Source organism: Vibrio sp. Vb0349, assembly GCF_033338975.1.
The window spans coordinates 105,213-132,039 of sequence record NZ_JAWOTS010000006.1 but is presented as its reverse complement, the minus strand read 5'-3'; the positions used below and the strand labels follow the sequence as shown (position 1 = coordinate 132,039).

Annotated in this window: 20 protein-coding genes and 1 riboswitch; of the genes, 7 read left to right on the top strand and 13 right to left on the bottom strand. The window is 45.3% G+C overall.

The genetic code is table 11. The features are described 5' to 3' along the window. Positions 1–90: 90 nt before the first annotated feature. Positions 91–1,008, top strand: a complete 918-nt coding sequence (locus R7Q47_RS09755) for a LysR family transcriptional regulator (protein WP_005380171.1) — start codon at positions 91–93, stop codon at positions 1,006–1,008. Positions 1,009–1,180: 172 nt separating this feature from the next. Here the strand turns inward: R7Q47_RS09755 and ebgR are convergent, their stop codons facing one another. Beyond that, entirely contained in the window at positions 1,181–2,167 is a 987-nt protein-coding gene (gene ebgR, locus R7Q47_RS09750; RefSeq protein WP_248486953.1) for a transcriptional regulator EbgR, read from the bottom strand. 427 nt (positions 2,168–2,594) lie between these two features. Here ebgR and R7Q47_RS09745 point away from each other — a divergent pair, with 427 nt between their 5' ends. After that, positions 2,595–3,182 (top strand): outer membrane beta-barrel protein, encoded by a 588-nt coding sequence (locus R7Q47_RS09745; protein ID WP_154205078.1) that lies wholly within the window; start codon positions 2,595–2,597, stop codon positions 3,180–3,182. 38 nt (positions 3,183–3,220) lie between these two features. Here the strand turns inward: R7Q47_RS09745 and R7Q47_RS09740 are convergent, their stop codons facing one another. Beyond that, a complete protein-coding gene (locus R7Q47_RS09740) occupies positions 3,221–3,772 on the bottom strand; it encodes a gamma-glutamylcyclotransferase family protein (RefSeq protein ID WP_154205079.1) in 552 nt (183 codons plus the stop codon). A gap of 182 nt (positions 3,773–3,954) precedes the next feature. Between R7Q47_RS09740 and R7Q47_RS09735 the strand changes: the two genes are divergently transcribed. Continuing rightward, a complete protein-coding gene (locus tag R7Q47_RS09735) occupies positions 3,955–5,139 on the top strand; it encodes an NnrS family protein (protein ID WP_033905560.1) in 1,185 nt (394 codons plus the stop codon). Positions 5,140–5,212: 73 nt separating this feature from the next. Here the strand turns inward: R7Q47_RS09735 and R7Q47_RS09730 are convergent, their stop codons facing one another. The 5 genes from R7Q47_RS09730 to R7Q47_RS09710 all read right to left on the bottom strand — a co-directional run bounded on the left by R7Q47_RS09730 (position 5,213) and on the right by R7Q47_RS09710 (position 11,560). Beyond that, positions 5,213–6,166, bottom strand: coding sequence for a CorA family divalent cation transporter (locus R7Q47_RS09730; protein WP_005391702.1), 954 nt, complete (start codon positions 6,164–6,166; stop codon positions 5,213–5,215). A gap of 276 nt (positions 6,167–6,442) precedes the next feature. Continuing rightward, entirely contained in the window at positions 6,443–8,002 is a 1,560-nt protein-coding gene (glpD, locus tag R7Q47_RS09725; RefSeq protein ID WP_033905559.1) for a glycerol-3-phosphate dehydrogenase, read from the bottom strand. 176 nt (positions 8,003–8,178) lie between these two features. Beyond that, entirely contained in the window at positions 8,179–8,970 is a 792-nt protein-coding gene (locus R7Q47_RS09720) for a DeoR/GlpR family transcriptional regulator (RefSeq protein ID WP_005380192.1), read from the bottom strand. A gap of 158 nt (positions 8,971–9,128) precedes the next feature. After that, on the bottom strand, positions 9,129–10,646 hold the full coding sequence (glpK, locus tag R7Q47_RS09715; protein ID WP_005380193.1) for a glycerol kinase GlpK: 1,518 nt from the start codon (positions 10,644–10,646) through the stop codon (positions 9,129–9,131). A 59-nt stretch (positions 10,647–10,705) separates the two neighbouring features. Further along, positions 10,706–11,560, bottom strand: a complete 855-nt coding sequence (locus R7Q47_RS09710) for an MIP/aquaporin family protein (protein ID WP_318088947.1) — start codon at positions 11,558–11,560, stop codon at positions 10,706–10,708. An 896-nt stretch (positions 11,561–12,456) separates the two neighbouring features. On the opposite strand from R7Q47_RS09710, the gene glpT reads away from it, so the two are divergent. Next, positions 12,457–13,821 carry a glycerol-3-phosphate transporter gene (gene glpT, locus R7Q47_RS09705; RefSeq protein WP_154205081.1) on the top strand — a complete coding sequence of 455 codons (1,365 nt, stop codon included), beginning with the start codon at positions 12,457–12,459 and terminating at the stop codon, positions 13,819–13,821. Positions 13,822–13,877: 56 nt separating this feature from the next. Next, on the top strand, positions 13,878–14,933 hold the full coding sequence (glpQ, locus tag R7Q47_RS09700; RefSeq protein ID WP_005380201.1) for a glycerophosphodiester phosphodiesterase: 1,056 nt from the start codon (positions 13,878–13,880) through the stop codon (positions 14,931–14,933). A gap of 70 nt (positions 14,934–15,003) precedes the next feature. On the opposite strand, the gene dapD is transcribed toward glpQ, so the two are convergent. From dapD to R7Q47_RS09675, 5 genes are all read right to left on the bottom strand, one after another. Next, positions 15,004–16,035, bottom strand: coding sequence for a 2,3,4,5-tetrahydropyridine-2,6-dicarboxylate N-succinyltransferase (gene dapD / locus R7Q47_RS09695; RefSeq protein WP_248486951.1), 1,032 nt, complete (start codon positions 16,033–16,035; stop codon positions 15,004–15,006). Between the two features lie 323 nt (positions 16,036–16,358). Further along, positions 16,359–17,342 carry a GGGtGRT protein gene (locus R7Q47_RS09690; RefSeq protein ID WP_025768220.1) on the bottom strand — a complete coding sequence of 328 codons (984 nt, stop codon included), beginning with the start codon at positions 17,340–17,342 and terminating at the stop codon, positions 16,359–16,361. 23 nt (positions 17,343–17,365) lie between these two features. Continuing rightward, positions 17,366–18,058 (bottom strand): iron-sulfur cluster assembly scaffold protein, encoded by a 693-nt coding sequence (locus R7Q47_RS09685; RefSeq protein WP_005450903.1) that lies wholly within the window; start codon positions 18,056–18,058, stop codon positions 17,366–17,368. Between the two features lie 132 nt (positions 18,059–18,190). Continuing rightward, positions 18,191–18,266: riboswitch (Fluoride riboswitch) on the bottom strand. A 156-nt stretch (positions 18,267–18,422) separates the two neighbouring features. Next, entirely contained in the window at positions 18,423–18,722 is a 300-nt protein-coding gene (locus R7Q47_RS09680; RefSeq protein ID WP_005380208.1) for a YebG family protein, read from the bottom strand. 128 nt (positions 18,723–18,850) lie between these two features. Continuing rightward, entirely contained in the window at positions 18,851–19,777 is a 927-nt protein-coding gene (locus R7Q47_RS09675; RefSeq protein WP_025768221.1) for a LysR substrate-binding domain-containing protein, read from the bottom strand. Between the two features lie 109 nt (positions 19,778–19,886). On the opposite strand from R7Q47_RS09675, the gene R7Q47_RS09670 reads away from it, so the two are divergent. Further along, positions 19,887–20,861, top strand: a complete 975-nt coding sequence (locus R7Q47_RS09670) for a TDT family transporter (protein WP_017636010.1) — start codon at positions 19,887–19,889, stop codon at positions 20,859–20,861. Between the two features lie 75 nt (positions 20,862–20,936). Here R7Q47_RS09670 and R7Q47_RS09665 read toward each other — a convergent pair whose 3' ends face one another. Beyond that, positions 20,937–22,760 carry a DUF3413 domain-containing protein gene (locus R7Q47_RS09665; protein ID WP_154205082.1) on the bottom strand — a complete coding sequence of 608 codons (1,824 nt, stop codon included), beginning with the start codon at positions 22,758–22,760 and terminating at the stop codon, positions 20,937–20,939. Between the two features lie 252 nt (positions 22,761–23,012). On the opposite strand from R7Q47_RS09665, the gene recC reads away from it, so the two are divergent. Then, positions 23,013–26,504 (top strand): exodeoxyribonuclease V subunit gamma, encoded by a 3,492-nt coding sequence (gene recC, locus R7Q47_RS09660; RefSeq protein WP_154205083.1) that lies wholly within the window; start codon positions 23,013–23,015, stop codon positions 26,502–26,504. Positions 26,505–26,827: the final 323 nt, after the last annotated feature.

Here is a 26,827-nt window from a genome sequence, read left to right as displayed (position 1 = left end):
GCATTGTTGCTAATTTATCGAATGCTCTAAAATGACTCAAATTGATGATTTTAATTTCATCTATGAATGAAATGGGATGAGGATGTTGGAGTGAAAGAGGACATTCAGTGGCGCAACATTGACTTGAACTTATTGGTGACGTTTTCCTACTTGTATCGCTATCGAAGCGTTAGCGTCGCGGCAGAGAAAAGTTACGTTAGCCAGTCGGCGATGAGTCATAGTTTGTCTCGTTTAAGGTTGTTGTTTGACGACCCGCTTTTTGAGCGAAAAGGGCACAAGATGGAGCCCACCGAGCACGCTCACCACATCGCGCCAACTGTGCATCACTTGTTGGATTCTATCGCCAAAGACTTGCTCACTAAGTCTGCCTTCCAACCTGAAAATTACGCGGGTGTATGTCGCATCGGGTTAACGGATTATGCCGAGTTTATCTTTGCTCCTAGGCTTTATGACGAAATACGCCAGCGCGCCCCAGAGGCGCAGATCAGTTTTATTAACGTCAATCGTAGCAACTACGTGGCATTAACTGAGCATGAAAAGCTCGATGTCATTATTGGCAGCATGCCGGTGTTGGATGACAACTTTGAGAGCTTGTACTTGTACACCGAAAAGCACGTGTGCATGTGTGATAAACAGGTATTGCAAGGGGAAACACAGCTGTCTCTGGAAGCGTTCGCGAACATCGAGCAAGCTCTGGTAAGTCCCGATGGGAGCTTAAAGACACAAGTAGACCAAAAGCTTGCAGAACATGGCTTGAGCCGCAAAGTCACCGTGGCGTCGCGCAACTTTCTCACTATTCGGCATCTATTGAAAAAACGCGATCTCATTGCCATCGTGCCAGAAAAAATGGCATTGGCGGAGGGCTTTTCGGACGATCTCGTTACCGTTAAGCCGCCGATCGCCGTTGCGGATTTTGATATTGCTATGCTGTGGCATTCCAGCCGAAACAATGAAGACAAAGGCATTTGGCTACGCGAGTTGGTTTCTTCGACCATCACCTCTAAATGATAAACATTTGGGGCACTCATGGTGCTTAGAGTGATTTGTTGTTGAACTTCTTACTACCCGCTGAGTTATCGGCGTTATACCGAAACAGTACTGATTGTGCAAAATGAATGTCTTTGGTTGGGGGGGGGGATGTTCCAGATTTAATTCATAAAAGAGATTAATGGAAAAGGTATCATTGAGTTGTACCACGTAGTTTAAGCTCTGTTTGCACGTATACATGAAGAGGTTGTAAGCGTCCATCTCGGTATTTTTCCACCAGTAAGTTCACTCCCTGAGTTCCCATCAACTCAGAGTGAATACGAATTGTAGACAACGGCGGAAAGGTAAAGCGAGCAGTAGGAATATCATTCATACTAATCAACGTAATATCCTCTGGTATCTTTAAGCCAAATTCATGGATTGCACGTACTATGCCAATCGCGATGGAGTCTGAATCAATGAATACTGCTTTCGGGAAGTCACCTTTGGCTAGCATCTCTTTCGCTAAGTTATAACCGGACAAACTAGAGCAGGCACAATAGTGTATATCTTGTTCTGCGACCACGCCTTTTAGATAGCCATAGTCCAAAAACACATTTTCACGAGTGTCAGCTGCGTCGTGCTTGTCTTGACCGCCAATATAACCGATACGGCGGTAGCCTCGTTGTACAAAGAAATCAACTACTTGCCTACTGATTCGAATAAGGTCGACATCAACGCAATCATAAGGGCAGGTTGGATCTGAAAAGTTTATGTAGCAGATGCTATCGGCTAGACGTTTAGGTAATTTATCTACTACCTTTTGGTCGACATTTCCGACTAAAAGGACACCTGTTATCTTTTTCGTTTCAACATCAATTTCACTGTTATAGCAATTGGTTAGCGTAATACCTAATTTGTCGCATTGCGTTTCAATCCCATGACGAATTGATAAGTAGTAAGGGTCATTTACCTCTGTTTCTTGTTTGTAGTTATATAAGGCTAAAAAGTGATGTTTTTGCTTAGCTTCTTTGATGCCTTTCTTCGAGCTACTGGTGCGGTACTCCAGTTTTTCTGCAATTTCCAAAATGCGGTATTTGGTTTCTTCTTTAACGCTCAACGTTGGGTCCTTGTTCAAAACCCGCGATACGGTTGCAAGTGAGACGCCCGCTTCAATGGCGATATCTTTTAGCTTTGCCATGTAAATTTCCCGTCGGCACTGCTCACTGCCCAAGTGTGAGCTCAATAATCTGACTATTTTAAACAGCTACTTAGAGATGCACAAACCTTTAGTAAGACAGTCCTAAACACTTTAAATCATCATATCAAGCCAACTTGTTTTCATGAAATAGACTCTATTGAGTAATAAATAAAGCCGTAAACGTAAGGATTATATTGCTGTAAAAATACTGAAAAACGCGACTGGTTTGGAAACTTGCTACTTGTGGTAACTCTAGTACTTAATAGGAGTCGAGCTGTTTAGAGTTTAATCAAGCAAACGTTTTATTGTTCATGTTTATGTTTTGTGTCTCATTTTATAAACAAATCAATAGGAAAGTATTCAACTCTATTTATAATCTCCGCGCTTTTAAAAGCTGTCTAACAGTATGAAAAATTAGGAAATTATAATGAAAAAAGTATTGCCATTATTGGCTTTAGGTGCAGTGGTTGCTTCAGCATCAGTTCAAGCAGAAGGTTACTGGTATGTTGGTGCTGATTTGGTAAATTCAGATCTTAAAGTTAAAAGCTTGTCAAAAGATTTTTCTGCGACAGGTCTTAGCCTCGCTGTAGGTAAAGAGCTTCAATATTCAGAAAACTTCAAACTAGCTTTTGAAGGTGAGTACATATACTTTGGCGACTTTGAGGAAACATTTTCTTACATGGGATGGCCGGTTAAATTTAGTGTTGATGCTTCTGCGTTCAATTTCAATGCGAAGCCTAAATACCAATTTGCAGGTACAGGCTTCTATGTTGGTGCGATTGCTGGCCTTGGTGTAATGAGTGTTTCTTATGAAGTGAAATCATCTAGCACTGTTACCGATGATGGTCGTGATGTAGGCTTTAACTACGGTGTTGAGGCTGGTTATGAGTTCGCTTCAGGTTTGGTTGTATCTGGTGGCTACCGTGCTTCTTCGGTAAGTATTGATGCCGAAAACGGTGGCAGCGAAGATTTTGATTTTGACAGCCTGTACGTTGGTGTTGATTACAAGTTTTAAGCTTGCGTAAGCAAAACATAGATACTAAAAAGGAGCCGTTAGGCTCCTTTTTTGATCAGATTATCAATCAACTCATAATGGTGATCTTGTACGCCTGCAAGGTTGCCATATTTAGGCTGGTGGCGGTCATTTTCTTTTGCGTGTTGCCAACCAATGGTGTGACGCACAAAATGCTCTGCAAACGCATGAGATACTTCTAAGCAACCTGCCAGCACGGTATCAACATAACTTTGCATGATTGGGCTCTTTGCGCATGGTGGTAGTGGCTCGTCTTTTACGTAAACCCAAATGTCATGTTCTTGGTTAAAACTCGCATCTGTTTCGATTTGATCTGGCTGAAGTTGAATACGATGATAACCTCGCTCACGGCGGTCGAATTCTGCGAGCGCTTCTTCATTTACTTCGAGTAAAACGCCATTAACCTGTCCATCGCCTTGGTTCACCACTAATGGAGAGAGGCTGTAGCTGTCGTCAATCTTCCCCCAGTAGCGAACCAACCCATGTGCTATGACGGGAATGGCTTCTCCCGTTTGTCCGGTTAACTTACGCGACGCAGAATTAATCAAACTGCCATAGCCAAATATGTACATTGTCGTTGCATCCCTTAACTGATAGTTGTGCCTCTCATGTTTATACCTAACCCGCATCTGAAGCACAACTTTACCTCTTAAGTATAATCTTAATTATAAACATGTATTTTTTATACATGTTTATGGTAGCATCAATATGTAGTTGAGTTAACCAGCATCGAGAGACGCTTGAGGGCAAGATAATGCTGAATATCACCGATAAAAAAGTAGAAGAAAAAATCCCCGCATGGCTGCGATTAGGCTTTCGGCCGTTTTTTCTGTTTGGGTCGATTTACGCCATTGTTGCGATTGCGTTGTGGGTGTGGATGTTCCAAGGCGGACAGCCAAACGCATTAGCCGTGCCTGCATTGTGGTGGCACGTACATGAAATGTTGTTCGGTTTTTCGATGGCCATTGTAGTTGGCTTTGTACTGACCGCGGTACAAAACTGGACTGGCATTAATGGTACCAAGCATTACATGCTTCTGGCTTTATTTGGCTTGTGGTTAGTGCCCCGCATATTGCTTTGGACACCAGCACCGTTATGGTTAACCAGCAGTATCGAAGCGGTATTTTTACTGTTTGTCGCCTATGAGGTGGGCATTCGTGTGTATCGAGCCAAAGGTTGGCGTAATTTGTTTTTCGTTCCACTGTTTCTTTTAGCCATCTTTGCGAACTTTGCAAGCTACGCAACGATAAAAGGTATGCCGCCCTTTAGCTCTTCAGCGGTGTGGCAAGCAATGCTGTGGTGGTTTACCTTGCTGTTGTCAGTGATGGGCGGACGTGTGATTCCATTTTTTACTGCGCGTCGATTTAATTTCGAAAAAGCGCAACCATTGGCTTGGTTAGAGTGGTTCGCGAACTTGCCATTGGTAATGCTATTTGTGCTGAGCTTTTTCCCTGTGACGTTTGCAGAACTAGGTAGTCCTTTGATGCTATTTGCAGGTGTTGCTCAGTTGGTGCGTTTTGTTCGCTGGAAACCTTGGTTAACCCTGAGCGAGCCTTTAGTGTGGTCGCTGCATGCTGCGTATTTGTGTTTACCACTAAGCTTAATTTTGCGAGGCGTCTGGGGAGATGCATTTGCCAGCCATAACCTCATTCACCTGTTTGCGATAGGTGCGTTAGGCGGTTTGATTTTAGCGATGATTGCACGGGTGACGATGGGACATACTGGTCGCATGATCTACAAAGGGCCAAACATGAGCCTTGCGTTTACAGCGATTACCGCGGCAGCTTTGGTTCGCAGTTTCGCCGTGATCTTTGACCCAGCGAACATGATGCTGTGGATTGATATCAGCGGCGGATTATGGATTGTTGCGTTTGGGCTGTTTGTGTGGCGCTTTGGTGTGATGCTTGTGACCCCTCGTGTGGATGGTCACCCCGGATAAGATTCTAATGTGAGTAGAGAAAAGAGGAGCCGCGTGCTCCTCTTTTGGTTTTTGTTCTTTATAGGTTTAGTGTTTATTCGTCTTCGTCGTCCGCTTTATTCGTGAGCCCCAAGCGTTTAAATAGCCACCACTCTAGACCAAAAATGACAATTAAGGCGATGCAGAACCAGGTGAATGCCATGGTGGATTCCACGCCTGGCATTCCACCAACATTGATACCGAGTAAACCTGTTAAGAAGCTGGTTGGTAGAAAAATCGTTGCTACCAAAGTAAACAGGTAACTGTTTTTATTGGTTTTCTCATCACGATGATGTTTGATCTCTTCTTGGAAAAGCGCCACTTCTCCAAGATAAAACTCAAGTGTTTCATTTATGCGCGTAATATTATTGTGTGCGAAGCGATATTGATGAGGTCTCAAAGCAATCAATTCTGATTCTGACTCCACAAGATCACGGATAGCGTACTGCTGAGGGCGAATAAAACGCTTGATAGAAATCAGTGCTTTTTGAGTCGCCATATGTTTGTACGTCGATTCATCATTCACGTCGAACTGGTTTAGTGTTTCTTCAATTGTATCAAGGTAAATGTCTATTTTACTGTTTAATCCTTCAATGATCTGATGAAGTAAACTGGCAAGACTTTTTGGGCCTTTGTGTTCCGCTAATGCTTGGCGAATCTCCATGATCGCGCGTGATGGAATTTTACGAGTTGAAATGAGTGCGCCTTGAAAGTAGAGAATTCGAATACTAAGCATATCTTCTGGTGATGCATTGCCGTTCATATTGACGCCTCGTAAAATCAACATGAAGTTCTCGTCATCTAAAGGATGGAAAGATGGTCGGCTTTCGTCGGCTAATAGATGATCAACCGTAGCTCGAGGTACTTGGTTTTGCTCCAGCCAACCACGAATATCAGGATGCAGCCGTTCGCAATGGTACCAATGCTTAGCTTGAATTTGCTCTGCCGTGGTGGATTGTTGAGTTGCTTCTGGGGTTGAGAAGTCCCAATGTTCAATCATAAAACCCATTTTCTTTTCCTTGTTTGAGCCGATACCAAAATAACCTCAAGATACTTCTTTCGCGAGAATTGCATTGCCATACAGAGGCAATGCTCTGAGTACGGTACTCTGAAGTCATTGATGCATTATTTTTCAAATGAGTATGATTGTATTTAACGCCAAATGTCTATGAATAGTTGTTCTTATTTGCAATCGAGTGGAGCGCACCAAGGTGTTGTGCTTAAACAACAAAACAAAAAGCCTGCAACTAAGCAGGCTTTATTGTGGGGGGAGGGAGGGGAGCTGTTAGCCAACTTGAGAAAGATTAACCACTTTCTGTTGTAGCTTTTTCTTTAAATAGTCCGTTAAGGCCTGTTTTTCTTCCTCGTTCATGTAAAGACCAAGCTTAGTACGGCGCCATAAAATGTCTTCATCGGTCATTGCCATTTCATGGTTCATTAAGTAATCGATCTCACGTTGGTAAACACCACCGGCTTGTGTCGAGAACGTTTGTCCTAAGTCAGCTTCACTTGTTGTACCTTCCATTAAGTTCCACGTTTGGGTACCAAACTGAGTGACATAACGAAGAATCAATGCTTCTGGCGCCCAAGTGTATTTAGCATGAATTTGTTTCGCTAATTGTTCACGACTACAGCTGAAGTTACCACCAGGAAGGGTTTGGTTGGCCGTCCAGTCTTTACCCATTTCAGGTAGGAACGGAGCAAGTTTCTTCATTGCTGCTTCACCTAACTTACGGTAGGTCGTTAACTTACCACCAAAAACAGAAAGCAGAGGTGCATGGTCGTATTCCGCATCGAGCTCTAGCGTGTAGTCTCGTGTGATTGCTTGCGGAGAGTCAGATTCATCGTCACATAAAGGACGAACACCGCTGTATGTCCAAACTACATCTTCGCGAGTCAACTGGTGGACAAAGTGTTGGTTTACGATATCAATGAGGTAATCGACTTCGTCATCTGAGATCGACACTTCACGTGGGTCACCTTTGTATTCCACATCTGTTGTACCAATGATTGAGAACTTATCTAAGTAAGGAATCATAAATACGATGCGATTGTCTTTGTTTTGAAGAATGTAGGCTTGCGGTTCGTTGTGGATACGAGGAACAACGATGTGCGAGCCTTTGATTAAGCGAATGTTACGAGGAGAGGCTTGCTCTAATCCATCATCAAAGAACTGTTTTACCCAAGGCCCCGCAGCATTGACTAACGCTTTCGCTTTACGTTCGAAACGTTGGTCTGTCATCACATCGTGAATAGTAACGTGCCAGATACCACCTTCACGGTGTGCTTTTTCCACGCGGCAGTAGTTACGCACTTCAGCATGGTTTTCGCGAGCCGCAAGAACGTTCAGTAATACTAAACGTGCATCATCAACCCAACAGTCAGAGTATTCGAAACCCGTTTTCATTTCTGGTTTTAGCAAGCCAGATTTCGCAAGGTTGACGGTTTTACTGCCTTGCAGCGTCGTACGTTTACCCAAGTTATCGTAAAGGAAAAGGCCACAACGAATCATCCAAGCTGGGCGTAGGAATGGGCGATGCGGTAAACGGAAACGCATTGGTAGTGCGACGTGTGGTGCTTTACGAAGAATAACCTCACGCTCTGCGAGCGCTTCCGAAACTAAACGAAACTCGTAGTGTTCAAGGTAGCGTAAACCGCCGTGTATCAGTTTAGAACTTGCTGAAGAAGTCGCAGATGCGAAGTCATTTGCTTCATATAAGCCAACACTCAAACCTCGGCCAGCTGCGTCTGCCGCAATACCAGCTCCGTTAATGCCGCCACCGATTACGATCAAGTCTAAGGTAGTGGATGAGCTAGTAGTGGAAGCATTATTTTGTATACTCATAAATTTGACCTCTTGGTGAGCGAACGAGCATTTTAGAACATAATGTAATCCTAGCTCAGGTTTCGTTTGTGATCATCTATTATTTTCGTTTGTGAGCGTTTTGTGTGATTTAGACACAAAAAAACCTCTGTCTAATTAAGACAGAGGTCATTTGAGGGGGAATTATACGATTGACGTTACTCGTTTTCGGAGTTTGATTCGTTAGCTTCAACCACTTCAAGTGGGATAGAAGCTTCCTTCAAAATTGACAAGATTTCTTCTGGTGGCTGCTTATTGGTAAAGATCATGTTGAGCTGTGCAATATTGCCTAGTTTCACCATAGCATTGCGCCCGAACTTGGTGTGGTCTACGGCAAGAAATACACTACGGCTATTGTCAATGATCGCTTGTTTTACCCGGACTTCGTGGTAATCAAAGTCTAATAGCGAGCCATCGAAGTCGATACCGCTAATGCCGAGAATACCAAAGTCGAGACGGAACTGTTTAACGAAATCGAGGGTAGCCTCGCCAACAATACCGCCGTCTCTGCTGCGGACTTCTCCACCCGCTAAGATGACTTTGATTTCAGGGTTAGGGAAAAGAATGGTCGCAACATTGATGTTGTTGGTGACAACACGCAACTGTTTATGATTTTTATTGAGCGCTCGCGCAACTGCTTCTGGTGTGGTGCCGATATCGATGAATAGTGTGGCACCATCTGGAATGTGTTTGACTACCTCGTCTGCAATGACATCTTTTTCATTGAAGTTGAGCGCTTTACGCGTGTTGTAAGATGTGTTTTCAGAACTGAGAGGAATAGTGGCTCCACCGTGATAACGACGAATTTTGTTGTCATCGGCGAGTTCATTGAGATCGCGTCGGATGGTTTGTGGGCTGACATTGAATCTTTCTACCAACTCATCCGTGCTGACATAGCCTTGTTTTTTCACCAGCTCAACAATCTGCTGGTGTCGAGGTATTTGCTTCACTTACCACTCCCTTGTGCATTGGTAACGGCCAATGCTTCAAATTCGAAGCTCTATTGTGCTCGAATTTGCTCGTTGTGAGAAGTAAGCGAGTTCAGGAATCGGGGATAAAGCGCAAAAAGAGCGCACAAATGGCGCTCTTTTTTCTTATGGAGATGAGATTAATCTTCTTCGTCGTGAAGTTCAGACCAGGTTTGTGCACATTTCACTGCACGCTTCCAACCCTTGTAACGACGATTGCGTTTTTCTTCATCATCGTGTGGCTCAAAGGTGCGATCAAGTACCGCTTTATTCTGCAACTCATCAATGCTATCCCAGTAACCAACGGCAAGGCCGGCAAGGTAGGCTGCACCAAGAGCGGTAACCTCAGTTACTTGAGGGCGGTGCACTTCTGTGTTCAATACATCGGATTGGAATTGCATTAGGAAGTTGTTCGCTACTGCACCACCATCGACGCGAAGGTTCGCAAGCTTAATGCCTGAGTCAGCTTGCATCGCATCCAGTACGTCACGAGTTTGATAAGCGATGCCTTCCAATGTTGCACGGATGATATGGTTTGAATTCACACCGCGAGTAAGGCCGACAATCGTGCCACGTGCGTAGGCATCCCAGTATGGTGCGCCTAAACCAGTAAATGCAGGCACGACATAAACGCCGTTTGATGTATCCACTTTTGTCGCGAAGTATTCAGAGTCTTCTGCACCGTTTAGGATTTTCAATTCATCGCGTAGCCATTGGATAGAAGCTCCACCCATGAATACGGCACCTTCAAGTGCATAAGCTGGTTCGCCTGCAGGACCACAAGCCAAAGTTGTTAGAAGACCATGTGTCGAAGTGACTTTTTCTTGGCCCGTATTCATTAGCAAGAAACAACCCGTACCGTAAGTGTTTTTCGCTTGGCCAGCTTCCACACACATTTGGCCGTAAAGCGCCGCTTGTTGGTCACCTGCGATTCCAGAAATAGGAATACGAGTACCGCCTTTACCACCGATGTTGGTTTTACCGTAAATTTCCGATGAGCGCTTCACTTCTGGCATCATAGATGCTGGAATGCCAAGCTCATCTAACATTTTTTGATCCCAACATAGATCGTTGATGTTAAACAGCATGGTACGCGATGCATTAGTGTAGTCGGTTACGTGAACGCGACCTTGAGTCATCTTCCAAACTAACCAAGTATCGACAGTACCAAACAACAGCTTGCCTGCTTCTGCGTCTTCTCGTGCGCCTTCAACATTGTCCAGAATCCATTTAACTTTGGTACCTGAGAAGTAAGGGTCAAGCACCAAACCAGTGTTGTCACGTACATAGTTTTCGAGACCGCGTGCTTTTAAATCTTCACAGATATCAGCAGTACGGCGACATTGCCATACGATCGCATTGTAAACGGGTTTACCTGTTTCTTTGTTCCAGACGATGGTCGTTTCACGCTGGTTAGTAATACCGATAGCCGCTAATTGGTCGCTACGGATGCCAGACTTAGCTAGGGCTTCTACTAAAGTAGAGCTTTGTGTTGCCCAGATCTCCATTGGATCATGTTCAACCCAACCAGCTTCTGGATAAATCTGAGTAAATTCGCGTTGCGCGACGCTTACGATGTTCGCATCATGATCAAGAATCACTGCGCGAGAGCTTGTTGTACCTTGGTCTAGGGCAACAATGTATTTTTGCTCAGTCATGGTAAGAATCCTTTTGTTTCGTTATTTATATTTTAGTAAATGTTCGAGTTACGTCAGTTTTAAGCTCTAGCTTCTTCTGTTTCTTCTTCCGTCTCACATTGGTTTGGAATCGTGCAACCGTGACCTTGCTGTGGAAGGTAAGCGGCAATCGCTTTTGGATACAACCAACCACCAAAACACGCACCTGCAATCGGAGCAAGTAAAGGCACGATAAAGTAAGGAATGTCTTTAGCACCTGTCAGAGCGTAATCCCAACCAGCGAAGTAAGCGAACAGCTTTGGTCCAAAGTCACGAGCAGGGTTCATCGCAAAGCCTGTTAGTGGGCCAAGTGAACCACCGATGACGGCAATCAAAATACCGATCAATAGAGGGTTCATTGCGCCACGTGCCGCGCCGTTATTTTCATCGCCCAGAGCCAGAATCGCAAACATCAGCACAGCAGTGATAACGAATTCCACAGCAAAAGCACCAAAGAAAGAGAGGGAGGCATGCGGATAGGTTGAGAAGATACCAGCAGTTGCTAGTGCATCTTGGCTGCTGCGAACGAAGTTATGAGCGATTTCGTAGTCGGTGAAAAGGTTGCTGTATAAGCTGTATACCAATGCAGCAGAACAGAATGCCCCAAGCATTTGAGCGATAATGTATGGCACCACTTTCGCCTTATCAAAACCATGGAACATAGCAAGTGCGATGGTAACGGCAGGGTTGATGTGTGCACCAGAGACGCCAGCCGAACAGTAAATAGCGATGGCGACACCGAAGCCCCATACAATACTGATTTCCCATTGTCCAAATGATGCGCCTGTTAGAACTAAGGCTGCAACACAGCCTACGCCGAAGAAAATAAGTAGTCCTGTACCGATAAACTCGGCCAAACATTCTCCAAGCAGAGAGGGGTGTTTGTTCGTTGTCATGTTAAAAGTCCTTTGATCATTTTTGCCTGTCTAGCACGATACTATTGTGCATATATAAACGTTTGCGAAAACAAACGAGCGTTAAAAATGAGCGTTTGAGCATAAATTTGTTAATCAAAGTCTTCGTTTTTGTTAAATGGCGCATCTTTTAACCGGAAAAGAACACAACGAAAATAATTTATTTGTCACGAGGCCAGTGATGAGAGCGCTCAAATTACCGATGTGAAAAAGAATGCACAACTGGTAAGAGGAGTTTTGTGAAGCTGCTACGTGCTTGGAGACTTATTGCACAGAACTTGTGTAGCAATTAACCCTAAAGGAGTAGCGGAATGTCAAATGTATCAAGGGATAGCAGTGATATAAAAAATACGCTGTCATGTTTGGACTTTTAGAAAAAATCGTCATCCCATTGGTACCAATAGGATGAGTTGATAAGAGAATAAACGCTGTTAATGTCTTGTGTTTGTGAATCATTGCTTCGGCTTGTATTCAAATAAAAATTGTTTTTTTTATTTCGTTTGATGCTAAACGTGATCGTTTTTCAGCTTTTTAGTTATTAGTTGGTTCGGAGCGAGTAGGGCAGGCGTAAATCGCCCTTTTTACGGTTAGTTTATGTTCTAATTCGAGCCTTTGTTTCAAAGGTTTCGAATTGGAATGCTCAAGTGAGAGGTTTGAACATCAGTTTAATATTAACGAATCTTGAGTAAAGTTGAACGATGATCTAATTAATGCTCATATAATTTACTGTATTTACTTATATTTAATCCATGTGCAACATTTGTCACAGAAATAAAATCCTAACTCCATACAATTCATGAACTTTCGAACGAAGATTTATTTTGTTTCGTTCGCTCCTTTTGTGTTTTTACCATCGCATACAAAATAATGAGGTTCCTATGTTTGGAATATTCAAACCTAAGGCGCACATTGATCGTCTGTCCCCTGGCAGCATCGATAGCACCTACTCTCGCCTCCGTTGGCAACTCTTTATCGGTATCTTTGTTGGCTACGCCGGTTACTATCTAGTTCGTAAAAACTTCAGTTTGGCGATGCCTTATCTTATCGAGCAAGGCTTTAGCCGCGGAGACTTAGGTGTCGCCTTGGCAGCAGTTTCCATTGCATATGGTCTCTCTAAGTTTCTAATGGGCAGCGTTTCAGACCGCTCCAACCCTCGCTATTTCCTTAGTGGCGGCCTATTGATGTCTGCATTAGTGATGTTTTGCTTTGGCTTTATGCCATGGGCGACTGGTAGCGTCACTGCGATGTTCATTTTGCTTTTCTTAAACGGTTGGTTCCAAGGGATGGGGTGGCCTGCTTGTGGCCGAACCATGGTGCACTGGTGGTCACGTAAAGAGCGTGGTGAGATCGTTTCGGTTTGGAACGTGGCGCACAACGTGGGTGGTGGCTTGATTGGTCCACTATTTATTCTTGGCCTGTGGGCATTTAACGATGATTGGCGCACTGCATTTTATGTTCCTGCATTTTTCGCCACGTTGGTTGCTGTGTTTGTTTGGATGACGGTTCGCGATACCCCTCAGTCTTGTGGTCTGCCTCCTATTGAAGAATACAAAGACGATTACCCAGATGACTATGACAAGTCCCATGAACAAGAAATGACAGCGAAGGAAATCTTCTTCAAATACGTCTTCAGCAACAAACTTCTTTGGTCGATTGCAATTGCAAACGCATTTGTTTACCTAATTCGTTACGGCGTACTGGACTGGGCACCTGTTTACCTAAAAGAAGCGAAGGATTTCTCGGTAGATAAATCGTCATGGGCTTATTTCTTATACGAATGGGCTGGCATTCCAGGAACACTATTGTGTGGTTGGATCTCTGACAAATTGTTCAAAGGTCGTCGTGCACCTGCTGGTATCTTATTTATGGTGCTAGTGACAGTTGCAGTGATGGTTTATTGGTTTAACCCTGCGGGCAACCCAACAGTAGATATGATGGCGCTTATTGCAATTGGCTTCCTAATCTATGGTCCGGTTATGCTGATCGGTTTGTACGCACTTGAACTCGCTCCGAAGAAAGCCGCAGGTACTGCCGCTGGTCTTACTGGTTTGTTTGGATACCTGGGTGGGGCAGTTGCCGCAAACGCGATTTTGGGCTACACCGTAGACCACTTTGGCTGGGATGGTGGCTTTATCATCTTAGTGGGTTCTTGTATTACTTCTATCGTGTGTTTGATGTACGCCTTCTTAGGTGAACGTGCGCACCACGAGCAAAAAGAGCGCGAGAAGGAAGCGCTAGCGTAATATTTATTTAAAGAGGCAGTGGAATACTGCCTCTTCGTTTTATCAAGGAAATAACAATGAAAACAAAGTCAGTATGTCTTACTTTTTTAGCACTTAGCCTCTCTGCTGGTGCGATTGCGAAGCCGCTTGTCATTGCGCACCGTGGCGCATCGGGCTACTTGCCTGAGCACACGCTAGAAGCCAAAGCACTTGCTTACGCAATGAAACCTGACTACATAGAGCAAGATGTGGTAATGACGAAAGACGACCAGTTGGTCGTGTTGCATGACCATTATCTCGATCGCGTAACGGATGTTGCGGAGCGTTTTCCTGATCGTGCACGTAAAGATGGTCGTTATTACGCGATTGATTTCACTCTGGCGGAAATCAAATCCTTGCGAGTTACCGAAGGGTTCAACATCGATGAGAAAGGCAACAAAGTAGCGGGCTATCCAACCCGATTCCCTATGTGGAAATCTGATTTCACCGTGCCGACGTTTGCTGAAGAGATTGAGCTGATCCAAGGCTTAAACAAAACGCTGGGTTATGACATCGGTATTTACCCAGAAATTAAAGCGCCTTGGTTCCATCGTCATGAAGGTAAGGACATTTCTAAAGCAGTACTTAAAGTCTTGAAGCAGTACGGTTACGGCTCTCAAGACGACAAAGTCTACCTTCAGTGTTTTGATGCGAATGAACTTCAACGCATCAACAGTGAACTCATGCCTGCAATGGACATGGACTTAAAGCTCGTTCAGCTTATGGCTTACACTGACTGGAACGAAACTATGGTGTACAAAGGCGACAAGGCAACACCATACAGTTATGACTGGATGTTCGAAGCCGACGGAATGAAGAAAGTAGCGAGTTACGCGGAAGGAATTGGACCTTGGAAGCCGATGCTGGTGGATGATAAGTCAACCAAAGACAATATCATCATCAAGCCGTTGATGAAGGCTGCAAAAGACGCTGGCTTGCAAGTGCATCCATACACGTTCCGCGCCGATCCAGGACGCATTCCAGCGTACACTGACAGCTTTGAAGGCATGATGGATGTGTACTACAACCAAGTAAAAGTGGATGGTTTGTTTACTGATTTCCCAGATAAAGCGGTCAGCTTTTTAAATCAGTAATCACGCATTTTTCTTTAAGCTAAAAAATCCCCCAACAGTTTCCTGCTGGGGGATTTTTCTTAACTATTTATTAGTTGTTTTTATGCAGTTCGCTGTTCAGTTCAACCGCGCTCTTGTTAGCAAGACACTCGATTTGACCTGTTACAGAGTTACGACGGAACAGTAGGTCAGAAACACCAGCAAGATCGCGTGCTTTCACTACTTCTACTTCGTGGCCTGCAGAATCTAGCATGCGTACTTTAGAACCAGCAGTTACGTACAGACCTGATTCGATAGTACAACGGTCACCCATTGGGAAGCCAAGACCTGCGTTTGCGCCTAGTAGAGAGTTTTCACCGATAGAAACCACAACTTTACCGCCGCCAGATAGCGTACCCATGATAGATGCGCCGCCGCCGATGTCAGAGCCATTACCAACCACTACGCCAGCAGAGATACGACCTTCAACCATGCTCACGCCTGTTGTACCCGCGTTGAAGTTGATGAAGCCTTCGTGCATTACTGTTGTGCCTTCGCCAACGTGTGCGCCAAGACGTACGCGAGAAGTATCAGCGATACGAACGCCAGTTGGTACCACGTAGTCCACCATTTTAGGGAACTTGTCTACGCAATCTACGCTTAGTGCACGACCCGCTAGGCGAGCTTCAATTTGACGCTCTGCTAGTTCAGGTAGATCGATTGGACCTTCGTTAGTCCATGCGATGTTGTGCAGTAGACCGAAGATACCATCCAGTACTGTGCCGTGTGGCTTAACTAGACGGTTAGAGATAAGTTGAAGTTTTAGGAAGCCTTCTGCAACACTTTGTGGCTGCTCGTCAGTGGCAAGGATAACCAGTACAAGTGGTTGTGATGATTCTGCTGCTTTTGCTGCGAAAGATGCGTTTGCCGCATCGCCGTTTGCTTCAAATGCTGCTGCTAGTTCTGCGCTTTGTGCTGCAGAGATCTCGATAGCTTGGTTGCCTTGCTCGTAACCTGCTACTGCTGCTAGTGCGTTAACAAGCGCTTCGCTTGGGTTAAGAACTGGGTTTGGGAAAAACGCTTCGATGATTTTGCCGTCGCGGTTTTTAGTTGCCGTACCAAAGGCTAGAGAGAAGAAAGCCATAGTTGATCTCCATGTGTTGAGTCTTGTGTCTCGTCTGTTCACTGACAAGAAATAATTAAGTTGTCAGTCATCATAAAGAGAGTGTTGGGGAGTTTAAAGAGGGGAAATGGAGAAAGTCTGTAGATGGATACCTTTTGTCTTTTTAGAGATATGTTTGTCTGATGAGAAATGTGTCGCAAAAGCCTTCTCAGACCGATTTGGGGTAAAGACAAAGTGAAGTTGGAAAAGGGGCGCAGCAAAAAATAAGGGGAGGACCGAAGTCACTCCCCCTACACTGGGTTTGTTGGATTTAATCGCTTTGGATAGAAAGCGATTAAATCGGCTTAAAGGCTAAGTTCACCGACGGCTACGGCAAGTGCAACCGTTGCCCCTACCATTGGGTTGTTACCCATGCCGATGAAGCCCATCATTGCAACGTGCGCTGGTACAGAAGAGCTACCCGCGAACTGAGCATCAGCGTGCATGCGACCCATGGTATCGGTCATACCGTAAGAGGCAGGACCTGCCGCCACGTTATCTGGGTGTAGAGTACGACCAGTACCACCGCCTGATGCCACAGAGAAGTAAGGCATGCCTTCATGGTTACGTTCTGCTTTGTAGATGCCTGCTACTGGGTGTTGGAAGCGAGTCGGGTTGGTTGAGTTACCAGTGATGCTCACATCCACTTGTTCTTTATGCATGATAGCCACGCCTTCACGTACATCGTCTGCACCGTAGCAAAGGATCTCACCACGTGGACCTTGGGAGAAACGGCGACGTTCTACTTCCACTAACTCACCAGTTTGGTAGTTGTATTGAGTGCGTACGTAAGTGAAACCATTGATGCGTGAGATTAGGTAAGCGGCGTCTTTACCTAAACCATTCAGGATCACTTTCAACGGATTTTTGCGTGATTTGTTCACGTTTAGTGCGATTTTGATTGCGCCTTCTGCCGCTGCGAATGACTCGTGACCGGCAAGGAAAGCGAAACAGCCGCTTTCTTCATTCAATAGACGAGCCGCCAATGCACCGTGACCGATACCCACTTGGCGTTGCTCTGCCACGCTGCCGGGTTTAGTGCACGCCTGAAGACCTTCACCGATGATGTTTGCTGCTTCTTCTGCTGTTTTTGCTCCGCGGAAAATCGCCAAAGCGGTGCCCAGTGTGTAGGCATCTGCCGCGCTTTCAAACGCGATAGGTTGAGTGTCCATCACTAGTGCTTTAGGGTCGATACCACGATCCATACAGCATTGGTAAGCCGCTTCCAGAGAAGAAAGTTGCATTTCGTCTAATGTGCGACGTACAGATTCAGTAATTGGAGTGTTCATAATCTCTTTCCTCTTGGTGGCAATTATTGTTGGCGTGGGTTAATGGTCGTTACGGCTTCGTCAAAACGACCGTAAGTGCCCGTTGCTTTTTCTGCTGCTTCTGCTGCAGATACGCCTTCGTTGATGGCTTTCATCATCTTGCCTAGGTTGAGATATTGGTAACCAATCACTTCTTTGTTTTCGTCTAGCGCGAGTTTTGTTACGTAGCCTTCAGCCAACTCCATGTAACGCACGCCTTTTGCTTTAGTTGAGTAACTAGTACCCACTTGGCTACGTTGAGTTTGACCAAGGTCTTCCAGTGCCGCACCAATTTCCAAGCCGCCTTCAGAGAAAGCAGATTGAGTACGACCGTAAACAAATTGAAGGAAGATTTCGCGCATCGCGACGTTAATAGCATCACATACCAAGTCGGTATTCAGTGCTTCAAGAATGGTTTTGCCAGTTAGGATTTCTGCGGCCATCGCGGCTGATTGAGTCATGCCTGAACAGCCGATCGTTTCGATCAAAGCTTCTTCGATGATGCCGTTTTTGACGTTAAGAGTCAGTTTTGCTGCACCTTGTTGAGGAGCACAAGCGCCAACGCCGTGGCTAAGACCAGAAATCGCGATAACGTCTTTTGGATTGATCATTGCGCCTTCAACAGGGATCGGTGCAGATGCATGAAGATCGCCGCGTTGAATCGGGCACATTGATTGGATTTCGTGTGAGTATTGCATAGTGTTTTCCCAGTGTATTTTTATTTTTTGAGAAAACAGGAGCGGGGTTGGAGAAGAGTTGAATTGCTCACTACAGAACTCTTGCTTTCACAACATAAGCGAAAGCACTTCCAACAGGGCTGACCTGTTTTCGTTTCTGTAGGAGTCATTAGCTTTAACAGCGGTTCGAATCTTTCGATTCCGGTGGTACCCCATCACCGAACCCATTTAGACTAGATCTAAGTCACACTAATCTGCAACATGAAATTTAGATCAATTTGGGATATTAAATCGGTTCTTTATATTCTCAGAGATATATGGAGATAAACGGAAGGAATAAAAAAACGCCGCATAATGCGACGTTTTTTCTAAACAAATGAGAGGCTTATGCAGCGTCTTCTTGCTCGCTATCTTCTTCAACAGCTTCAAGCTTCTTTGCTTTTTTTGGTGCAGGTTTACGTTTTGCACCCAGAGCGTAAAGCACTTCTTCTTTGTTTTGCGCAAGGAACATTGCAAGATCTTCTTGCTTACCTTCGTCTTCTAGAAGTTCACTTTTACCCAGCAGTGAGAATAACTCGTCTGCCATATCCAGCATTTTGTCGTATGCGTCAGCTTCCGCTTTAGAGGTAAAAGTCATTTTTTCTTCTCCATTGCGTTCTACCACGTACTTGACGATTACAGCCATGGTTGGTCCCCTAATTTGGTGTATTGATACTGGCTTTTTATACAGTTTTTGACCAATCAAGTCTAGCGACAAGCCTCAGAATGAGAGACACGTACAACTAACTGACTAGCATTTAAACTATCTTGGTTTCACTTTGCGGATTTGTCCGCCAAAGGAAGGTTTGTTGGTCGCTCCCAATCTTGGCAAAATTCGATAAACGTTTTGAGCAATGGGCTTTGATATTTCTCTTTATGAACCAGTAACCAGAAGCGACGTTTCATATCTAAAGGCATGTCGAGCAGTTTTACGCGGCCGTCACGAATAGCAGGTTCTGCAGACAAACGTGACAAGCAACCTAAGCCTAACCCTGCCGATACTGAGTTGATCAGCGCTTCGGTGGTATTGAGCTGAAAAGCTTCATGCCAATGTTCCAAGCGCGGCGCGACAACGCGCATAAAAAATTCGCGTGAACCAGATCCTGCCTCTCGCAATATCCATTCACTGTTTTCTAGCTCGGTTAAGTTTACTGGCCCTTCGTGCGCGGCTGGGTAATCGGGCGCGCAAATCACGCACATTTCATCTTCGCTAAACTGGGTAGACTGCAATTCAGGGTGAAGTGTTTTGCCCTCAATGAGGGCTATGTCTAACTCGTAATCGGTCAGCATGTCGCAGATTTGTGCGGAGTTAGAAATGAACAGGCTTTGAGAACGATGGTTCGTTTGCTGACGAAATTCGCTAAGCAAATAGGGCGCGACTTGGTTGCCAATGGTGTCGCTGGCACCAATGCGAAGTTGGCCCGATAGCGCTTGGTCACCATCGAAAATGCTCTCGATGTCTTTGGCTCGGTTGAGTAACTCATCCGCCAGTGGTAGCAGTTTTTGACCTTCTTGGTTCAAAATCAGTCGGTTATTAACACGATCAAACAAGTGATGGCCGATCTGTTTTTCTAATTCTGAGAGTGCCATGCTCACTGCGGCTTTCGATAAAAAGAGACTATCAGAAGCTGCTGTGAGCGTTTTGTGCTGCGTGATCGTCGTAAACACTTTCAGTTGTTTAAGAGAAATGTGACTTGCCATACCCCACCGTTAAGTAATCCTGAACGTTTGTTTTAAATAATTAGATATATCGGAACGAAGTGCAAGCGTATTATACGTCCCATCAAGAGTGAGTCTGGTTGAGGTCATTATGATTCAAAGAACAAAAGCAAAAGTAATGGGAGCACCAACTCCAATGGCGGGTTTGGCTCTTGGTATTGCAAGCTTGGGCTGGAGTTGGGAGAACTTCGCCGAATTACATGGCTACGGACAGTGGATTAGTGCGGGTATCGCGAGCATATTATTGGCTATATTGGCAACCAAGTTTTTGCTACATAATCATCTATTGAGACAAGATCTTGCTCATCCGGTTGTGGGCAGCGTGGTTCCGACATTTGCGATGGGAACCATGGTGGTTTCAAATTCTCTCGGCCATTTTTACCCATTAGCTGGCGATGCGCTTTGGCTGATTGCGGTGGTTTTGCACATCGTGTTCTTGGTGAGCTTTGTTTACCATCGCGCCAAAGATTTTGAATTGCACCACATGGTTCCTAGTTGGTTTGTACCGCCTGTGGGTATTATCGTTGCGGATGTGTCTTTCTCTGGCAACCCGATGTTAGCACCAGTGGCACAAGGTGCATTGATGTTTGGTATGGTGGCGTACGCGATCATGTTGCCGATGATGATTTACCGTTTCATGTTCACCCATGAAATTCCGGATGCAGCGAAACCAACAATGGCAATCATGGCAGCGCCAGCAAGTCTATCATTGGCAGGGTACTTAACGGTCACTGCGACACCATCACCAGTGATCATCGCTATGCTATTTGGTATCGCGGTATTGATGACAGCCATCATTTACCTCGCATTCTTTAAATTGCTTAGACTGCCATTTAGCCCAGGCTATGCGGCGTTCACTTTCCCGATGGTGATCGGTGCGACGGCGCTGTTTAAAATGGCGAATTGGATGGAGTTGCAAGGATTGGCTGCGCACTATGTTCAACAAGTGCGAGGCTTAGCTGGTCTTGAGTTGATTGTGGCAACATTTGTTGTCTCTTATGTGGCTTTACAATACATCAACAACTTATTGATTCAGCCACGCTTGATGCACGCTCATCACGCTTAAATAGCAGATAGGAAAAAGCCTCTTGGTCTTACAACCAAGAGGCTTTTTTATTTCAATCGGCGTCGATGTTGGACACTAGCCTTTTTTGTAAAATCGCGACATCTCATCCAGAGAATGACGAATGATATCGACAGGAACTTTCTGTTCTTTCTCGACTTTTAACTGGCGATTCAGTTGCTGAGAGTGCCCGCCAGGGTTTACCACAAGCATCAGTTCTTTGCCGACCAATGCATAGTTGTAGTAGCTGCCTGCAATATACCAATCGCGAGAGGCAGAGCTATCAAACAAGTTATGACCAACGCTGTATGAACTCGTTGTGCCTTGAACGTCAAACAGCGTATTCATCATGGTTGGCACGACGTCAAAATGGGTCGTGCGGTAATCAACTTGCTCTGGCTGACGATTTGGCATGTACACGTAAAGAGGCACATGCACTTGAACGTCACTGTAATTACCCGTGTGGCCCCAATAGTTCATCTTATGGTCGTTAAACTCTTCACCATGATCTGATGAAATCACCACAATGGTGTTGTCTAAGTCGACGTTTTTCAGCACATCACCAATCAAGCTGTCGATGTAGTACAACGAGTTCTTGTATCGATTGTGGTAAAGCGAAGCGTCAAAATCGTTGTTGAGCAAAATGTGGTCAACGCGTTCCCAGTATGGTTTGAATTTCGCAAATTCAGGTTCAGGAAACACCGTGCCGTGGGCGGCATCGTAGAACAGAAAACCAAAGTACGGCTTGTCGCTGTCCTGCTTTTGGAACTCGATGAACTTGTCTGTTATCTGCTGATCGCGCTCGACAGCTGTTTCCCCAGTTTGTTTCAGGGTCAAGTCCGACACTTTTTTGAATACCGTGCGAGAGAGTGGCGGACTGGTGAGCGGTGCTGAGCCAAAAATGCCCATGCGGTAGCCTTCTGCTTGCAGCGTATCCATAAAAACAGGAGAGCGTTGACTTGCGTAAAAGCTTTCCCAGTAGGTCGCTGGCAAGCTGTAAAACAGGCTGAAAATACCCGCTTGAGTTGAGTTGCCGCCGCTCATATGTTGTGTGAAATTCACCGTTTTTTCGGCGAACTTGCTGACATTTGGCATGACTTCCGGCGTCGCATCACTGTAGCGCCACGCGTCAACCAAGATAAACAAGACATTGGGCTGTTTCTCTTTGCTTTGCACTTGAATCGGCGCAAGCGGGTAGTTGAGTGAGCTACGTTCAATGTTGGTTAACTCTACGCGGTTCTTCGATGCAATGCTCTCATCCACTAGGTCGTGTTTGTAAATAAATTTACGAGCCGTCAGCGGGTAGTAAAGTGGCCAGTTATTCGAAAACTGACTGACTTCATCGTCGTAAAGGGCATTTTTGTACGCATGAATCATCTGTGTGCTGAGCAATACAGCAAACCAGACGCTGATCAAAACGAACTTAGCTCGGCTTTGTGCCAGTTTATTACTTACCCAAACGGTACAGGCGAGCCCGATCACCAGAACGGTAACTTCACTGACGAAGATAAGCCAACTCATCCACGAAATATCGAAGACATCACCGCCACTTTCGAAAAACATACGGATTAATAGAGCGTTGATGTGAAGTTTGTATTGCTGAAAAACGAGGATATCGACTTTAAACATGATCAATAGACAGATCGCGATAGCGATCACGATGCCTTTGAATACTCGAGTCGGTAGAAAAGAGAGCAATAAACTCAACAACATAAATGGAAGAGCGATCAAGCCCAGCCAGCCATATTGAGTCGAAACCAAATAGTAACCTTGCAACAAGGTTAGCGGTTCATTCTGATTGTTAGACAACACAAAAGGATAACAAGCGATCGACAGGTACACTGCAAAGCAAGCAAAAAAAGCAATCAGCCAAGCGCTGTTGGAAGACAGTTTGCGAAACATACTTTTTGTTTGTTTATAAATTATGGGTAGAGGGAGTATAAAACAGTGTTTTTTATTATGGAATAGTTGCGACGAATGTCACATTTTGTATGGAAGTGTCAGACTTGATTGACATGTGAAAATTCAGAAGATTCATACTCTATTTGAGTGATATATAACCTTTTGTTTTTTCCGAACGCGAGATCACTGCGGGTTTAAATGGGGCTGTGCTAAGCTAGCTAACAGTTTCAATCGGCGCTCGGTATTCCCAATTTGTTTACTGTTTATCACTCCAACCAAGTTGACGTTCTTAAATCACTCCTTGTCGAACTGATTCGAATCAGTCCGCTGGAAAACCCGTTCGAAAAAGAACAAATTCTGGTTCAAAGTCCGGGCATGTCCCAGTGGCTAAAAATGGAATTGGCCAAAGAGTTTGGTGTTGCTGCGAACATTGATTTTCCGCTTCCTGCTACCTTCATTTGGGAAATGTTTACGCAGGTGTTGCCAGACGTGCCAAAACGCAGTGCGTTTAACAAAGAAGCGATGACTTGGAAGTTGATGCATCTGCTGCCGGGGCTTCTCAACCAAGACGTGTTTTCGCCGTTAGCGCAGTACCTCAAAGATGACAGTGATCACTCTAAGCTGTATCAACTGGCTGAGAAAATTGCCGATATTTTCGATGGTTACTTGGTGTATCGTCCGGAGTGGATCGCAAGTTGGGAAGCAGGGCAGAGTGTGCCAGAGCTGGAAGATGAGCATCCGTGGCAGCCGATCTTATGGCAAGCGTTGTATGATCACACTGTGTCATTAGGGCAGTCTCCTTATCACCGTGCCAACCTTTATGAGCACTTTATCGACACGTTAGAGAGTTTTAACTGCAATTTTGACCATTTACCCAAGCGTTTGTTTGTTTTTGGCATTTCTTCGTTGCCGCCTCGCTATATGGATGCGCTAAAAGCAATTGGTGAACACATCGACGTGCATCTGATGTTCACTAACCCTTGTCGTTATTATTGGGGTGAAGTTCGAGATCGCAAATATCTGGCTCGTTTGGCGGCGAAACATCGTCAGCACGTTGTGTGGCAGGACGATCACTCGGAAGTGCAAGGTGAAACTGAGCAACTGAAAGGATCACTGGAAGATAATGTGATCGATGAGCTGCACACCGATGTGGTCGGAAACAGTCTGTTGGCATCCATGGGTAAACTCGGGCGCGACAATATGTATCTGTTGTCTCAGCTGGAATCTCATGAAATCGAAGCCTTTGTTGATGTTGAGCGCGACAGTCTGCTCCATCAATTGCAAGCGGATATTCTCAATCTTGAAGAACATCAAGATGACCAACAGATTGAAAACAGTCATCACAAACAAGTGGTTAGCTTGGGTGATAAATCACTGAGCCTACACGCTTGTCACAGCCCGATGCGCGAAGTGGAAGTGCTGCATGATCAACTATTGGCGATGTTCGATGCTGACCCAACGTTAAAACCGCGCGATATTATCGTGATGGTCGCGGACATCAACGCTTACAGCCCTGCGATTCAGGCGGTCTTTGGTAACGCGCCGGGTGAGCGTTTTATTCCATATTCGATTTCTGACCGAACCGCCGATCAAGAGAGCCCAATTCTGGCCGCATTTATGCAGTTGGTGAACTTACCCAATACGCGCTGTTTGGCATCAGAACTACTCGAACTTCTGGAAACTCCAGCGATATTAAAGCGTTTTGAACTCAGCGAAGATGATTTCTTACAAGCCAAACAATGGGTTGAAGAATCGGGAATTCGCTGGGGGGTGGATGCCAATACCGGACGCGAATTTGAACTGCCGGAAACCCGTCAAAACACATGGCAATTTGGTATTCAACGCATGTTGCTTGGCTACGCGATGCCAGAATCCGCAGGTTTGTTTGAAACCGAGCAAGGCAGTTTATCTCCGTACAACGAAGTGCAAGGCATGGGCGCAGAGCTGGCGGGCAAGTTGGCACACTTTATCCAACAAATTAGCACTTATCGCAGCAAACTTTCTCATGTTCAGACTATTGATGGTTGGCGAGAGACTTTGGTTTTACTGCTGGATGACTTCTTCTCAGTTGAGTTAGAAGGCGAAATGGCGCTCAAATCCATTCGCGATACGCTCAGCCAACTCAAAGAGCAATTAGCTGATGCCGCATTTGATGATGCGTTATCGCCGTCGATCATCAGCCAATACCTTCAAACCAAATTATCTGGCACACGAGTCAGCCAGCGCTTCCTGGCTGGTCAAGTGAACTTTTGTACCCTGATGCCGATGCGCTCTATTCCGTTTAGAACCGTTTGTCTGTTGGGGATGAATGACGGCGTGTACCCACGCTCCATGCCGCCAGAAGGCTTTGACTTGATGACGGGAAGAACCAAGCCGGGCGACCGTTCGCGCCGAGATGATGACCGTTACCTATTCCTCGAAGCGATGTTGTCTGCACAGCAAACGCTCTACATCAGTTATGTTGGCCGTTCAATCCAAGACAACACCGAGCGAGTGCCTTCGGTTCTGGTTTCTGAGCTGATGGAATACTGTCACCAAAACTATTGTTTAAGTGGTGATGAAGCGTTGCCCGTTGATGAGTCTGGCGACAACTTATTAAATGCGTTGGTGAATACCCACGCCATGGTGCCGTTTAGCCCAAGGGCGTTCCAAGGCATGCACGCCAGCTACGCGAAAGAGTGGATTCCAGCGGCATTGACTCAAAGTAGTCAATCGCAAGGCTATGTTCGTCGTGATTTTAATCGGGCATTAGACGACTATCTGTTAGGAGCGACGTTCCCACTTGAGCTCGACTTAGTAGAGTTGCAACGTTTCTGGCGCTTACCTGTGCAGTATTTTTTCAATCGTCGTTTAAAAGTAATCTTTGAACCGCCGCTACCGGTGATGGAAGACGACGAACCCTTTGTTTTAGGTGGTTTGGAAAGCTATCAAATGCGTGATGAGCTGTTAGAAACCTTGCTTGAAACGACATTGATGCAGCCAGAGAAAAAAACAGAGGTGCTTAAACACTTTATGAGTCAACAGCGCGCGCAAGGCAAACTGCCGGTGGGGGCGTTTGGTGATATCGAGTTTGAAACCAACCGAGTTCAGGCGGAAGAGCTGGTGGATAAACTGGCGTTTTTATCTGGTGCGCCTCAAGACGATTTGGAAATCGACCTGACGTTTGATTCCTTGTTTGAGCGAAATGAAGGCGAAGAGAAAAACGTTCGCCTAACAGGTTGGCTAACTCAATGCTACCAATCCGGTTTGATTCGCTATCGAAGCGGTAAGATTCGATCGCAAGATTACCTTGCAGCGTGGATCGATCACCTTGCCATGTCGGCGTCGGGTCATGCTAAGAAAACTCACATCATTGGTTACGATCGTAAAGAAGGCGCGCTGCATTTGATCTACCCAGAAATTGCCGATGCGCAGTATGCCAAACAGCTACTGACTGAATTAGTTCGCTTATTTTTCGAAGGCATGACTAAGCCTTTGCCTTATTTCCCGAAAACGGCGTTGGCTTGTGTTGAAGCGGGCTTTAGCCGCGGTCAGTGGGTCGATGACGAAGAGAAATCTTTGAAGAAAATGGCTGACGCATTCAATGATGGCTTCATGAGCCCAGGCGAAGGCAGTAATGCGTACATCTCTCGAATTTGGCCTGCTTGGAATGATGAGTTGGCCTCAGAAGTTCGTTTGCTGACAGCATTAGTACTGCAAGGTGCGCGCTTAGCGGTTCAAGACGCTGATGATGTAAAAGCGTAATAAAGACAGCTGGATAAAGAGAAGGAAGAGTAGGGTGGCCGCCAGAAAATCATTATTTTTTGTAGGGCGTTCGCTGTACGGCCACAAGGTCAGAGGGACCATGATACTTTTGTTTAATTCATTTGAGTTGTGCCGCCAAAAAGGTTTGGCTTATCTCGTGGGGCGCATACTAACGGTACGTCTTATGGATAACCGTGAGAAAGATCTCACAAAGCTCTAAATTATCCAACTTGTTAAACATATTAATAGAATTTTTAACTATAGATCACATTTATTAGGTGATACGTCCTAGTAAATAATCCGGAGAGATTCAGCGTTATGGA